The 13,700-nt window shown below is 61.0% G+C and carries 12 protein-coding genes and 1 pseudogene; 5 read left to right on the forward strand and 8 right to left on the reverse strand.

Features of this window, described 5'->3' with window-relative positions; all coding sequences use genetic code 11:
• Positions 1 to 6 precede the first annotated feature (6 nt).
• From IHQ43_RS02320 to IHQ43_RS02330, 3 genes are read right to left on the reverse strand one after another with little or no spacing between them, the layout of a single operon-like run.
• On the reverse strand, positions 7 to 267 hold the full coding sequence (locus tag IHQ43_RS02320) for a phosphopantetheine-binding protein (RefSeq protein ID WP_007952344.1): 261 nt from the start codon (positions 265 to 267) through the stop codon (positions 7 to 9).
• A complete protein-coding gene (locus tag IHQ43_RS02325) occupies positions 248 to 1,057 on the reverse strand; it encodes a lysophospholipid acyltransferase family protein (RefSeq protein WP_192563234.1) in 810 nt (269 codons plus the stop codon). Before IHQ43_RS02325 ends, IHQ43_RS02320 begins: the two co-directional genes overlap by 20 nt.
• Positions 1,033 to 1,758 (reverse strand): beta-ketoacyl synthase chain length factor, encoded by a 726-nt coding sequence (locus tag IHQ43_RS02330; protein WP_192563235.1) that lies wholly within the window; start codon positions 1,756 to 1,758, stop codon positions 1,033 to 1,035. The genes IHQ43_RS02325 and IHQ43_RS02330 overlap by 25 nt, the downstream gene beginning before the upstream one ends.
• A gap of 369 nt (positions 1,759 to 2,127) precedes the next feature.
• Here IHQ43_RS02330 and IHQ43_RS02335 point away from each other — a divergent pair, with 369 nt between their 5' ends.
• Positions 2,128 to 2,898 carry a ParA family protein gene (locus IHQ43_RS02335; RefSeq protein ID WP_007952339.1) on the forward strand — a complete coding sequence of 257 codons (771 nt, stop codon included), beginning with the start codon at positions 2,128 to 2,130 and terminating at the stop codon, positions 2,896 to 2,898.
• Positions 2,899 to 2,905: 7 nt separating this feature from the next.
• Here the strand turns inward: IHQ43_RS02335 and trxC are convergent, their stop codons facing one another.
• Positions 2,906 to 3,340, reverse strand: a complete 435-nt coding sequence (gene trxC, locus IHQ43_RS02340) for a thioredoxin TrxC (protein ID WP_192563236.1) — start codon at positions 3,338 to 3,340, stop codon at positions 2,906 to 2,908.
• Between the two features lie 195 nt (positions 3,341 to 3,535).
• On the opposite strand from trxC, the gene IHQ43_RS02345 reads away from it, so the two are divergent.
• Positions 3,536 to 3,832: a type II toxin-antitoxin system HigB family toxin gene (locus tag IHQ43_RS02345; RefSeq protein ID WP_192563237.1), complete on the forward strand. Its 297-nt coding sequence runs from the start codon at positions 3,536 to 3,538 to the stop codon at positions 3,830 to 3,832.
• Positions 3,829 to 4,227: pseudogene (locus tag IHQ43_RS02350) on the forward strand (helix-turn-helix domain-containing protein); the annotation flags it as partial. The gene IHQ43_RS02345 and the pseudogene IHQ43_RS02350, both read left to right, overlap by 4 nt.
• Positions 4,228 to 4,232: 5 nt before the next feature.
• Here IHQ43_RS02350 and selO read toward each other — a convergent pair.
• The 4 genes from selO to IHQ43_RS02370 all read right to left on the reverse strand — a co-directional run bounded on the left by selO (position 4,233) and on the right by IHQ43_RS02370 (position 12,763).
• Positions 4,233 to 5,696: a protein adenylyltransferase SelO gene (gene selO, locus IHQ43_RS02355; protein WP_192563238.1), complete on the reverse strand. Its 1,464-nt coding sequence runs from the start codon at positions 5,694 to 5,696 to the stop codon at positions 4,233 to 4,235.
• A 48-nt stretch (positions 5,697 to 5,744) separates the two neighbouring features.
• On the reverse strand, positions 5,745 to 9,098 hold the full coding sequence (mscK, locus tag IHQ43_RS02360) for a mechanosensitive channel MscK (protein WP_192563239.1): 3,354 nt from the start codon (positions 9,096 to 9,098) through the stop codon (positions 5,745 to 5,747).
• A gap of 34 nt (positions 9,099 to 9,132) precedes the next feature.
• On the reverse strand, positions 9,133 to 10,875 hold the full coding sequence (locus IHQ43_RS02365; protein WP_192563240.1) for a potassium/proton antiporter: 1,743 nt from the start codon (positions 10,873 to 10,875) through the stop codon (positions 9,133 to 9,135).
• A 262-nt stretch (positions 10,876 to 11,137) separates the two neighbouring features.
• A complete protein-coding gene (locus tag IHQ43_RS02370) occupies positions 11,138 to 12,763 on the reverse strand; it encodes a methyl-accepting chemotaxis protein (protein ID WP_192563241.1) in 1,626 nt (541 codons plus the stop codon).
• Between the two features lie 279 nt (positions 12,764 to 13,042).
• On the opposite strand from IHQ43_RS02370, the gene IHQ43_RS02375 reads away from it, so the two are divergent.
• Positions 13,043 to 13,273 (forward strand): hypothetical protein, encoded by a 231-nt coding sequence (locus IHQ43_RS02375; RefSeq protein WP_064592964.1) that lies wholly within the window; start codon positions 13,043 to 13,045, stop codon positions 13,271 to 13,273.
• Positions 13,270 to 13,572: a cell division protein ZapA gene (locus tag IHQ43_RS02380; RefSeq protein ID WP_192563242.1), complete on the forward strand. Its 303-nt coding sequence runs from the start codon at positions 13,270 to 13,272 to the stop codon at positions 13,570 to 13,572. Before IHQ43_RS02375 ends, IHQ43_RS02380 begins: the two co-directional genes overlap by 4 nt.
• Positions 13,573 to 13,700: the final 128 nt, after the last annotated feature.

The following is a 13,700-nucleotide window of genomic DNA, read 5'->3' on the forward strand; positions in this document are numbered from 1 at the left end:
CCGGTCTCAAGCTGCCTGTTTTGCCGTGACGAACGCCGCAAGGCTCGCCACGTTGGAGAAATGGTTACGGGTGTCCTTGGCATCGGCGTCGATCTTGATGCCGTACTTTTTCTGGATCGCCAGGCCGAGTTCCAGTGCGTCGACGGAATCCAGGCCCAGGCCTTCGCCGAACAGCGTCTGGTCGTCGCCGATGTCCTCTGCGCTGATGTCTTCGAGGCCCAGGGCGTCGATGATCAGCTCTTTGATGTCACGGTTTAGATCGCTCATCTTCGGCGAGCTCCTTGATAAAAAATTGGTGCAAATAGTCGTTGAGCTTGCGCGAAGCCTGTGGCGCGGGCCCCTGCGCGGCAAAAGTCTGTGGGTCTATATCGGCCCCGACGCGAAAACTGAAGTGCACGCGGCGACTGGGAATGCGATACCAGGGCTCGGCCTTGGTCAGGGTGGTCGGACTGACCTTGATCACCACCGGGGTGACGATTTTCGCACCGCGCAGCGCGATGGCAGCCGCCCCCCGATGAAAGGCCGGCGCCTGACCCGGCTGGGTGCGGGTGCCTTCGGGGAAAATGATCAGGGTCTGACCGCTTTGCAGCGCGCCGGCGGCGGCGTCGAGCATGTCCATGCTGCCGTCGTTGCTGATGTATTCGGTACTGCGCAGCGGGCCACGGGTGAAGGGGTTTTCCCACAGGCTTTTCTTCACCACGCAATTGGCCCGGCGCACCAGGCCGATCAGGAACACCACATCGATCAGCGACGGGTGGTTGGCAATGATCATCTGTCCCGGACGGCCGAGACGTTCGGCGCCCTGGATGTCGTAGGTCAGCACACCGGTACGGGCCATGAACCGGACGAAAAACCAGAACAGCCGGCTGACGGTCTGGCGTGCCCGCTCGCGATGCACCCGGGCATCGCCCGGCAGACAGCCAAGCAATGGAAATACCAGCAGGCGCAGGCACAGGCCACCGAGCCCGAACAGGGCGAAGCTGGTGGCGGTGGCCAGCAGACGCCAATAGTAGGCGTCGCGGGTTTTCCCGATTACGGGTTGCGTTGCCAGGTCCATAGACGAGTCTTCCAGGCATGTTGGCAATGGGATTGCTGACCGAGCAGGGTTCGCAGCAGATTCAGCGCATGGGGCCACTGCGTCTTGGACAGTGCTTGCGGGGCGCTGTTCAGGGTCAGCCGCCAGTCGGTACCGGGGGTGAGCAACAGCCCGACGGCATAGGGAAACGGAACGTCGTCGATCCACGTCGAGTAGGCTTCGGGCGGTTGTTCCTCGGTGATCACCAGCAGCACCGCCGGGGCACCCTCGTTCAGTAACGTGGCGGCTTCCAGCATGCCGTGTTCGAGGCCGTCGCCGGCGGCGGCGAGGGCGGTCATTTCGCTGGTTTCGCCACGCATGATCGACCACAGGCCGATGATCGCGTTGTGCACCGACAGGCTGAACTGGGTGGGTGACAGCGGCTGTTCGTTGGCCAGATCGCTGAGAATTTCAAAGGTGCGCGGGGTTTCGCCGTGCCGGGAGACAAACACCAGCGGCAGGTTTTCCAGACCTTCGGCCAGCGGCCAGCCGACACTGAACGCCATCCGCGCCAGACGACTGAGGCGACGGCGCTGCATGGCCGGCAGAAACGACACATCGGGTGCGGCATCGCTGCCTTCGAGCACGACCGGTTGTCGGCTCCAGGCTTGCCAGGCTTCCACACTGTCGAGCCCGGGAGCCCAGGCACGCCATTGGGCGATGTTGAAGTTGATCACGGACATTTATCCCGCCCCTGCGGGCTGATTTGACGCGGTTTCGCCAACGTCGCCGCTGAGCTGATTTAGCCGGAAGTGGCATGGCGCGTGGCGCCGGGTGGCGCGCATTATCCCGGTGCGACGAGTGTGTAGCAAATGCTGGTTACATTTTGCGCAGTGAAATGGACCGAATGGTACGCAGCAAAAACTGTCACTTGGCCATTATCCAGATTGTCAGGTGTCTGTCTGTCGGGCGAATCGGCGATCAGCGGGTGTCTTTGCGCCCTATTCATTGGGATATTGGCGCCTGACGCTGTAGTCCGTGTCCATCGAGGTAGCGAACCGGCACCGGGCACCACTACACTCGGTCATTCTTTGATACACGGAGGTTTTGTCATGCGGCGCGTGGTGTTCAATCAGAAAGGTGGCGTGGGCAAATCCAGCATTGCCTGCAATCTGGCGGCGGTGAGCGCCAGCGAGGGTTATCGCACGCTGTTGGTCGACCTCGATGCCCAGGCCAACTCCACTCAGTATCTGACCGGGCTCACGGGTGATGACATTCCGATGGGCATTGCCGACTTCTTCAAGCAGACCCTGTCTTCCGGACCGTTCTCGAAAAAGAATCAGGCGGATATCTACGAAACGCCGTTCGACAACCTGCACATCATCACCGCCACCGCCGAACTGGCCGACTTGCAGCCCAAACTCGAGGCCAAACACAAGATCAACAAGCTGCGAAAGCTACTCGACGAGCTGTCGGAAGATTACGACCGGATCTATCTGGATACGCCGCCGGCGCTGAATTTCTATGCGGTCTCGGCACTGATCGCCGCCGATCGGGTATTGATTCCCTTCGACTGCGACAGCTTCTCCCGTCAGGCCCTCTACGGTCTGATCGCCGAGATCGACGAGTTGAAGGAAGACCACAACGAAGGTCTGGAAGTCGAAGGCATTGTGGTCAATCAGTTCCAGGCCCGGGCCAGCCTGCCGCAGCAGATCCTCGACGAACTGATCGCCGAGGGCCTGCCGGTACTGCCGGTCTACCTCGCCAGTTCAGTGCGCATGCGCGAGTCGCATCAGGCCAACACGCCGCTGATCCACCTCGATCCACGGCACAAGCTGACGCAGCAGTTCGTCGAGCTGCACAACCTGCTCGAAGACGCCTGAAACCTTGTCAGATGCCCTGGCTGCGCAGCCATGCCATCAACTGCGGCAACGGGAATGCCCCGCTCTGACGGGCCACTTCCCGGCCATTCCTGAACAGAATCAGGCTCGGAATCGAACGAATCCCCAACTGCGCCGACAACTGCTGATTGGCCTCGCTGTCCAGCTTGGCCAGCCGGCACTTGCCCGCCAACTGCGCAGCCGCCTGCTCGAACACCGGCGCAAACGACTTGCACGGCCCGCACCAGTCCGCCCACACGTCCACCAGCAATGGCAGATCACCCTTGATCTGACTGGCGTAATCGCCTTGCTTGAGCTCGAACGGTTTGTTCAACAGCACGTCGGACTTGCAGCGCCCGCACTTCGGATGGTCGTTGAGGCGCTCGGCGGGGATGCGGTTGAGGCCGTTGCAGGAGGGGCAGGGGATGAGGAGTGGGTCGGTCATGATCGGGATCCAGTGGAAAGCTGATATCTCCTAGTTGGAGACGTTTGCTCATATTTTCAATCGTGCAGTGTTTGGCTGTGAGCCTAGGCTGAGATGGATCGGTCGAGACCCGTTGGTCTGCTCGGTCATATCGCAACTTGCGATAATTTTGATCTGTGATTAACTCCCCATAGCAGAATGCGATAAGGATGTTGCATGCATGTCATTACTGGAAAACGAATACGAGAGGCCAAGTCTAAATGGCCTATGGCAGCCAAAGCATTGGATTACTGGTTTCAGCTTGCTAAAGAAAGCAACCCATTGGATTTCGCTGAGATGAGGGATTTGTTTCCTGCGGTCGACGTCGTTGGTGATTTTCACGTTTTCGACATCGGTGGTAATAAGTTGCGGCTCATCGCATTTGTCAGATATCGATCTCAAAAGCTGTACATAAGGCATGTTTTGGATCACCGCGAATACGATCGCGGCAAATGGAAGGAGTGGAGCGCATGAGTGTTTTGGTCAAAAAAGCTGCGGAACATTGGGCGTTCGTAGCCCCGTTGTTGCGTAAGCCGAAAAACGAGGACGATTACGACCTGCTGGTGCGAGCAGTGGACGAGTTACTCGACATTACTGGTCACGATGAATCTCACCCATTGATGAGCTTGGTGGACATCATTGGTGACTGGATAGAGGAATGGGATCGCACGCATCACCCGATGCCGGTGCCTAGCGGTGCAGAAATGCTCGGCTACATGATGCGTGAACACCGCCTGACCCAGAGCGATCTTCCGGGTGTTGGATCTCAATCGGTTGTATCGGAAATTCTGAGTGGCAAACGTCAGCTCAACCTGCGGCAGGTCCGTTGGTTGGCTGAACGCTTCAAAGTGCCAATTGAGGTCTTTGTCCCGGCTCAAGAGGAACAACTGATCTCCAAATGCTTGCCCCACTCCGGCGGCCGTTCCGCATAGTTCTCCATTCCAGGTTGTTCCTCGAATGGATTGCTCAACACCGCATGCAGCCGGCGCACTTTGGAGTAGTCACCCTGTTCCGCCGCATCAATCGCCTTCTGCGCCAGATAGTTGCGCAGGATGTAGAGCGGATTCACCGCGTGCATCCGCGCGCGGCGCTGTTCCTGATCGGTTGCGCCATCGCGTGCGACACGGGCGACATAGCGCTCGCCCCACGCATCGAAACCTTTGATATCGACGAAGTCATCGCGCAGGCGTGCGACGGCCTGTTCGGCTGACTCTTCGCCCAGGCGGCGGAAGAACAGCGTGTAGTCGACGCCGCTGTTCTGCATCAGTTGCAGCAGTTGTTCCAGCAGTTGCTGGTCGTCGTCCTCGGCGGTGGTGAAGCCGAAGCGGCGGCGCATCAGGTCGAGGTAGTGCGCCTGGAACAGCGGCAGGTACAGGCCGAGGGTTTCGCGCAGGGCTTCGACGCTGATGAATGGCGTCAGGGCCTGGGCCAGGGCGCTGAGGTTCCACTGGCCGACCGGCACCTGATTGCTGAACGAGTAGCGGCCCTGGTCGTCGGAATGGTTGCAGATGAAGTTCGCGTCGAAATCGTCGAGGAAGGCGAACGGGCCGAAGTCGAAAGTGATGCCGAGGATCGACATGTTGTCGGTGTTCATCACGCCGTGGCAGAAGCCGTAGGCCTGCCACTTGGCGATCAGTTCGGCGTTGCGCTCGACGATCTCGCGGAACATCGCCAGATACGGTTCCGGCTGTTCCAGGCATTCGGGGTAGTGCATCGCCAACACGTGTTCGCCGAGCTGCTTCTGCTGTTCGGGACGCTTGGTGTAATAGAAATATTCGAAGTGGCCGAAACGGATATGGCTCGGCGCCAGGCGCAGCACCATCGCGGCGCGTTCCTGTTTCTCACGCCACACCGGGGTGTCGGAGCCGATCACGCAGGCGGCGCGCGAAGACGGGATGTTCAGCGCATGCAGCGCTTCGGACGCGAGAAACTCGCGGATCGACGAACGCAGCACAGCGCGACCATCGCCCATGCGCGAGAACGGCGTCTGCCCGGCGCCCTTCAGATGCAAGTCCCAGTGCTCACCGGCCGCGTTGTAGACCTCGCCCAGCAACAACCCACGACCGTCGCCCAGTTGCGGGGTGTAACCGCCGAACTGATGCCCGGAATAGACCATCGCCCGCGGCTCGGCATCGGCCCACAGCTTGTGGCCGCCGAACAGCTCGGCAAACTCCTGGGTGTCGGCCACCGCTGGATCCAGATCCAGCAGCGCCAGGGCCGCAGGGCTGGCGACCACCAGTCGCGGATTGTCGATCGGTTCAGGCAGCACATGGGCCGAGAACGCATCACCCAGACGGGCGAAGCGGTTGTCGAAGGTCAGTTCGTCGAGGGCTTTCAAGGACCGGCTCCAGCAGAATGTCCGAGCATTCTGCTGGGATTAGGCGGGTTAGTCGAGTTTGGCCGGCGGCGGTTCCTGCAACGGTTTCTGGTCGTCGCTGACCGGCACGATGGTTTTGGTTTCCGGTTCGATCGGCACCATCTTGTATTCCTGACCGTGTAGGTTCTTCAGGTAAACCTCCATCTGGCGGAACGAGATGTTGATGTGCTGCTTCTTGAATTCGCGGTTGATGAAGCGGTTGACCTCATCGAGCACCGGGTTGCGGTCGCCGAGATCGCGCACATGCATGCGCAATTCGTGGTCGAGGGTGCTTTCGCCGAAGTTGAGGAAGTACACGTGCGGCTCGGGTTCCTTGAGCACGCGCGGGTTTTCCCGGGCGGCCTTGAGCAGCAGTTCCTTGACCAGATCCAGATCCGAACCGTAATCGACGCCCAGTTTCAGGGTCACCCGGGTGATGGTGTCGGTCAGCGACCAGTTGATCAGTTGCCCGGTGATGAACGTCTTGTTCGGGACAATGATGTCCTTGCGGTCGAAGTCGGTGATGGTCGTGGCGCGGATGCGGATTTTGCTCACCGTGCCGGACAGGTTGCCGATGGTGATGGTGTCGCCGATCCGCACCGGGCGTTCGAACAGGATCATGATGCCGGAGATGAAGTTCGCGAAGATCTCCTGCATGCCGAAACCGAGGCCCACCGACAGCGCCGCCACCAGCCACTGCAACTTGTCCCAGCTCACGCCGAGGGTCGACAGGGTCGAGACGAAGCCGACCCCGGCGATCACGTAGGACAGCAGCGTCGTGGTCGCGTAGGCACTGCCCTGGGCCAGATTGAGTTTCGACAGTACGAACACTTCAAGCAGGCCCGGCAAGTTGCGGGCGAGCGCAAAGGTGATGCCGATGATGATCAGCGCGCCGAGCATGTCGCCGATGCTGATCGGCACCATGCTCATGTTGGCGCCGGTGCCGCTGGTGTACTCGTAGAGGGTGATGTTGTCGAGGTACGAGAACACCGTGATCAGGTCGGCCCAGACCCAGTACAGCGCGGCGATGAAACCGCCAAGCAGCGCCAGACGGATCAGGCGCAGGGACTGTTCGTTGACCTTCTCGATGTCCAGGGTCGGCTCTTCGATCACCGCTTCGCCGTCGCCGGCTTCTTTCGCGGCCTGACGTTTGGCCAGGGCGCGCTGGTAGGCCAGACGGCGTGCCGCAACCGCGAGGCCCCGGACGAACGTGGCTTCGATCACCAGCCAGAACATCAGCAGGTACAGGGTGTTGATCAAGCGGTCGCTGAGCTTCAGGGCGGTGTAGTAGTAGCCGAAGCACACGGCGACGAACAGCGCGATGGGCAGCAGGGTGAACATCACGCCCACGGCCTTGCGGAACAGCGAGGCGTTTTCGTGGGTCGGGCTGCTGATCAGCAGGCGGCTGAGCAGCCACGCCATCAGGGCGTAGCAGGTCAGCACCACCGGCATGCCGATGACATCGTCGGCCAGTGCCGCCGGTTGCAGTTCGGCAACCGCCACGACGGCCACCAGCGCCATGACCACCAATCCGAGGCGACGCACCCAGCCCTGCAGGAATTCGACCTGCGGCTTTTCCCAGCGGAAGTGCAACTCGGCCACGCCGCCTGGCGCGAGGATCCGGTAAGCGGTGTAAAACACGAGCCATGCCTGGGCCATTTGCAGCAGCGCCGCGCCCATGTTGGCGTTCTGCCCGCGGGCGTCGATCTGCAACGCCAGTCCGCACAGGGCCAGGCCCAGCGCCACCGGCATCGCCAGCAGAATATTGATCAGGATCGCCTGCGGTGTATGCCACTGGCTGTCACGCTTGAAGTGACCGATGTCCTGGTGAACCTTGTTCAGGCGCGAATACAGTTGCTTGCGGCGCCACAGCAGCGCGCCGATCAGCAGCGCCAGCGGCAGGAACAACAGCGGTCGCTGGGTCAGGCCGTCGGTCAGTTCGCTGAAGCTCGAGGCCAGCGGCAAGGTGTCGATCTGACGCTTCAGGCGTTCCGGCACGCCGCGCATCCACTCGGTGTCCAGCGGCTTGTTGCTGGGAATCCAGAACATCTGCTCGTCGAGGGTCGCGCGCAGGCTCTGCGCGGTGCTCAGCAGTTGTTTCTGGTTCAGTTGCAGGGTGATCGACTCGTTGAGCATCGCGCTCAGTTCGCGGTTCAGACGCTCCAGCAGGTCGGCGCGGGTGTTGGCCAGTTCCAGCAGGCTCTTGCGCAGTTGCGGCGTGACCTGCTCCGGCGGCTGGGTGGACAGCAGGTTGTCGACGTAAGCCGTCGGGTTGCTCAGCAGTTCACGTTGCTGGCTGACTTCGAACTGATACAGGCGGATGTCGGCGATCTGGTCCGCCAGGTCACGATCGACCTTGAGTCGCGGCAGCGCTTGTTTCTGCTTGTAGAGAATCTTCGACAGCAGCAGGCTGCCCTTGAGCACGTTGATCTGCTCGTCGAGGGCCGAATCGCTCTGGGTCACGCTGTCCAGTTGCTGTTTGGTCTGCAGGTTCTGCTGGGTGACTTCGTTGAGGCGGTCGGTGCTCTTGAGCAGGTAGTCGGAGAGCTTGAGGTTAGCCGCGCTTTCGGTGGCGAGCAGGGTGCTGCCGCCGGACTTCTGCGCCTCGATCGATTGCTGGGTCACGGTTTCCTGAGACAGGGCCAGACGCTTCTGGTTGATCAGGGTTTGCAGTTCCTGAATCTCGCGGTCCAGTCGGTCGGATTTCTCCGAGAGCAGGTCATGCTGACTGTTGCCCAGATCCTGCAACTGGTTATTGCCGGCCAGTTCCTGGCGGCGCAGCGGGATCAGCGCGTTCAGGGCGGCCAGCTCGGCGTTGATCTGGTCGCGTTGCTCGGCGCTCAGGGTCTTGCCGCCGTCCTTGCCGGTCTTGAGGATGTTGTTGATCTGCTGGATGCGCGTCTGGCTGCTGGAAATCTCGGCCTGGGCGCGCTCGGGGCGGGTCTGGGCGGTGATGATCAGGCTGTTGGCTTCGGCCAGGGCCTTTTGCAGATCGCTTTGCTGGGTCGAGCGCTCGGTGAGCATCTGCTCCAGCTGCTGGATGTTTTCCTTGGGGAAGCGCTGCGCCACCGGCACCAAGGCGCTGGCCTTGAGGCGGGTCAGCTCGCGTGCGTTCTCGATGGTCTGCTTCGGCGCGGTGGCCAACTGCTGCTTGAGGTCGCTGAGCTTTTGCTCGTAGTCACGCCGGTTGTTGAGCTGGTTCAGCGTGTTTTGCAGGACCGTCTGCAGGGTCTTTTTATCGGCGTCGGGCAGTTTGCTGTCGGCGATCTTGTCCAGACTGGCCTGCACGGCTTCGCTGGACGGCGGTTCGGCGGCTTGCAGCGGGCCGACGGAAAGACTCAGGCCCAGCAGGGCCGCGACGAAAAAGGAGCGCAGGGTAGGCATAGAGACCGGTCAAGCAAGTGAGAGTGGACGCAGTTTAGAGGAAGAGCCCGGGGCCCGGGCGACTTCCTTCGGGGAATCTGACGCCCACTTTGCCGATCTTGTTCCCGTCCATGACTGCAACCGTCCAGTGGGTGTTGTTCCATTCCACCTGGTCGCCGACGATCGGTGCACCCCCGACCTTGTGGGCGATGAACGTACCCAGTGTCATGTCCGGATCGATGCCTTCGGCCGAGAGGCCATAGAGCGCCGCAACCGCTTTGAGCTGGGCGTCTCCTTCGAGTACGAAGTCGCCGAAGAAGCGCAGATCGAGGCCCCGTTGCGGTGCCTGGCTGAACAGTTTTCCGAGGGCCGGCAAGTTGTGTTCATGGCCGATAACACACAGCAAATCATCGACTTCCAGCACCGTACTACCCGACGGATGGAGCAGTTGCTGACCGCGAAACAGGGCGGCGATACGGGTGCCTTCGGGCATTTTCAGTTCGCGCAGGGGAGAACCGATGCACCATTTTTCCGCGCCGAGCTTGTAAACGAACAGCTCCCACTCGCTGGTGACGTGCACTTCGAGGGCCGCGCGGGAGATCGGCGCCGGTTCCGGCGGTACGGTCACCTTGAGCAGCTTGGCCACCCACGGCAGGCTTGTGCCCTGTACCAGCAGCGACACCAGCACGATAAAGAACGCGAGGTTGAAGTACAGCTGTGCATTCGGCAGCCCGGCCATCAGTGGGAACACCGCCAGAATGATCGGTACCGCGCCACGCAGGCCGACCCAGGAAATGAACGCCTTTTCGCGGCCATGGAAAGCCTTGAACGGCAGCAGCCCGACCAGCACCGACAGCGGCCGTGCGAACAGAATCATCCACAGCGCCAGACCCAGTGCAGGCAAGGCAATTGGCAGCAGATCATGCGGCGTGACCAGCAGCCCCAGCACCAGGAACATGCCGATCTGCGCCAGCCACGCCATGCCGTCGAGCATGTGCAGGATGCCGTGACGGCTGCGCACCGGCCGGTTGCCGATCACCAGACCGCACAGGTACACGGCGAGGAAGCCGCTGCCGTGCAGGGCGTTGGTCAGGGCGAACACCACCAGACCGCCGGCGATCACCAGAATCGGATACAGACCGGCCGCCAGATTGATCCGGTTGACCAGTTGCAGCATCAGCCAGCCACCGCCCAGACCGATCACACCGCCGATGCCGAACTCGCGGATCAGGTGGGTCAGCAGGCTCCAGTGCAGACCGGTCTGGCCGCTGGCGAGCATGTCGATCAGGGTCACGGTGAGGAACACCGCCATCGGGTCGTTGCTGCCGGATTCGATTTCCAGGCTGGCGGTCACCCGCTCGTTCAGGCCCTTGCCGCCGAGCAGCGAGAACACTGCTGCGGCGTCTGTGGAACCGACGATGGCGCCGATCAGCAGGCCCTGGATCAGGTTGAGGTCGAACAGCCAAGCGGCGGCCATGCCGGTGAGGCCGGTGGTGATGAGTACCCCGACCGTCGCAAGTGACAATGCCGGCCACAGGGCCACACGGAAACTGGACACCCGGGTGCGCAAGCCACCGTCGAGCAGGATCACTGCCAGTGCGAGGTTGCCGACCAGATAGGCCGTCGGGTAGTTATCGAAAATGATGCCGCCGCCATCGACCCCGGCAGTCATGCCGACTGCGAGGATGATCACCAGAATCGGGATGCCGAGACGGGAAGAAAGGGAGCTGACAAGAATGCTTGCGCCTACCAGCAACGCGCCGATCAAGAACAGGCTGTTGATGGTCGTCGCATTCAAAGGCAGTACTCCAGAAGCGGAAAGACGGGCGCAAACTGACCATGCAGTCTGCGTGCCAGCGATTCTAACCTGTTGAAATGTGATGCTGTCAAAAAGCTTTTGTACCAGGGGAGGCGATCGTTCCCACGCTCCGCGTGGGAATGCCTCAATGGACGCTCTGCGTCCGCTTTTGGGACGCAGAGCGTCCCGGGCTGCATTCCCACGCAGAGCGTGGGAACGATCAACCTCTCGACGTGGGAATGATCAAAAGGGGGCTTCTATCTCAGAGGCTGAACCGCCCAACCATATTGTTCAGATCCAGCGCCAGGCGCGACAGCTCATTACTCGCCGCACTGGTCTGATTCGCCCCGGTCGCCGATTGCACCGACAGATCGCGGATGTTCACCAGGTTGCGATCCACTTCCCGCGCCACTTGCGCCTGTTCTTCGGCGGCACTGGCGATGACCAGGTTGCGCTCGTTGATCTGGACAATGGCCGTGTTGATGGTGTCCAGCGACAGGCCGGCGCCACGGGCGATGTTCAGAGTCGACTCGGCGCGCTCGGTGCTGTTGCGCATCGAGTCCACGGCGTGCTCGGTGCCGCTCTGGATGCTGCCGATCATGCGCTCGATTTCGCTGGTCGACTGCTGGGTGCGGTGGGCCAGAGCACGGACTTCGTCAGCCACCACGGCAAAACCACGACCGGCTTCACCGGCGCGGGCCGCTTCAATCGCAGCGTTCAGTGCCAGCAGGTTGGTCTGGTCGGCCAGGCCCCGGATCACATCCAGCACCTTGCCGATGTCGCGGGATTCGTTGGCCAGGTCGCCGATCAGGGTCGCAGTGCTCTGCACGTCGGCGCTCATGCGTTCGATGGCGCTGACGGTTTCCTGCACCAGGTCGCGGCCGTCGCCGGCGGAGGTGGTTGCGTCCTTCGAGGCTTCCGAGGTGCTGACCGCGTTGCGCGCGACTTCTTCCACGGCGCTGGTCATCTCGTTGACCGCGGTGGCGGCCTGCTCGATTTCGTTGTTCTGCTGGGTCAGGCCACGGGCGCTTTCGTCGGTGACGCTGTTCAGCTCTTCGGCGGCGGACGCCAGTTGGGTGGCCGAGCCGGAAATCCGCTGCAGGGTGTCGCGCAGCTTCGATTGCATCTTGGCCATGGCCGCCAGCAGACGCCCGGCTTCGTCGGTGCCGTCAACGTGGATCGGCTGGGTCAGGTTGCCTTCGGCGATGGTTTCCGCGGCCTCCAGTGCTTTCGAGATCGGCCTGGTGATGCTCAGGGTCAGCAGCCAGGCAAACAGGAAAGTCAGGCCGGTGGCGATCACCAGCAGGGTCACCACCAGATTGAAAGCCGAGGAATATTGGTCGGCGGCCTGCTGGTTGGTTTCGCTGATCTGCTTGCCGTTGATCTGCATCAGGCGATTGAGCACGGTATTGATCGCTTCAGAGTTGCTCAGCAATTCGGTGTTCAGCAGGTTGCGCAGCTCATCCACCTGATTGTTGCGCGACAGGGTTTTCATCCGGTCTTCGATCTGGCGGTATTGACCCAGCAACTGCACGTACTGGTCATAGGCCGCACGCTCGGCCGGGCTGCCGATCAATGGCTCGTAATCGGACTGGGCCTTGCGGATCTGCTGGTTGCGCATCTCCAGCAGCTCGACGGTTTTCTGCTGCACGTCCGGCTCGCGGTTTACCAGCAAACGGTACGACAGCACCCGCAGGCGCAGGGTCAACTGAGTGAACTCGTCGAGGTTCTTGATGCTCGGCACGCTGGTGGTGGTGATGTTTTCGGCGGCGCCGCGGATTTTGCTCATCTGGTTCAGGGCGAACACACCGAGAATCAGCATCAGGCCGCCGATCAGGGCGAAGCCGGTGAACGCCCGGGGGGCGATGTTCATATTGCGAAGGGACATGGAGGCGGATACCAAAGAAGGGCCGCATCCGTGCGGGCTGAGACTGCTGTTGGGTGACTTATCGGTCATACGACTAAAGTCTTGAGTCGGTGTGCGTATTTGTCGCATCCGCACGCAAGCGACGAAGTGCAGGAACCAGATCGGCAGATCACAGTCTCTAACACTCGCAAGAATGGTCGGCCGCCAGGAAAATCAAGGCCTTGCGCCGGTTTAACCCTGGCGTCAACGACGACTTTTCTTTATCGTACGCGCCCTTTGAAAAAGCCCTGGAAGATCAAAATGTTGGAAGCATCCCTCAGCCAATTGGAACAGCTCGTCAGCGATCTGGTGCAGCAGAACCAGACCCTCTCGCAAACCAACCAGACCCTGTCCACGGAACTGGCCCAGGCCAAGGATGAAAACGAAAGCCTGCAACTGAGCCTGATGGAACAGGAAGAAAAGCACGGCGCCACCGCCGCGCGCATCCAGGCCCTGGTTGATCGCGTCAACGCAGGTCCTGTCAGCGCATGAACCACGGCACAGCAGGGGTAAAAGTCATCTCCATCATGGGGGAGGACTATTCGATCAAGGCACCGGCCGGGGAAGAACAGACCCTGCTGGACGCCGCGTTGATGCTCAAGGCCGCACTGGCCGACACCAAGAAGAAGTACCCGACGCTGATCGGTGACCGCCTGCTGGTGCTGGCGGCGATGAATCTGTGCTCGCAGCAGATTGAAATGAAGAAGCAGCATCAGGAAGAGCTCGAGCGTTACCAAGAGCAAGTCAGCGCCACGGTCGAGAGCATCGCCAAGACCATCAATCAGGGTTGATGGGGTTGCGCACAACCAAAGAATAAGATTGTCGATTGTGTTGTATACAATCGGCACGGCTGTTGCAGTGTTTCAGCCTCTTATTCTTTGGGGGTGCTCCATGCAGTTCTGGCGTCGCAGTATTCAAT

Source organism: Pseudomonas gozinkensis (assembly GCF_014863585.1).
In the GTDB taxonomy this organism is placed as follows: Bacteria; Pseudomonadota; Gammaproteobacteria; order Pseudomonadales; family Pseudomonadaceae; genus Aquipseudomonas; species Aquipseudomonas gozinkensis.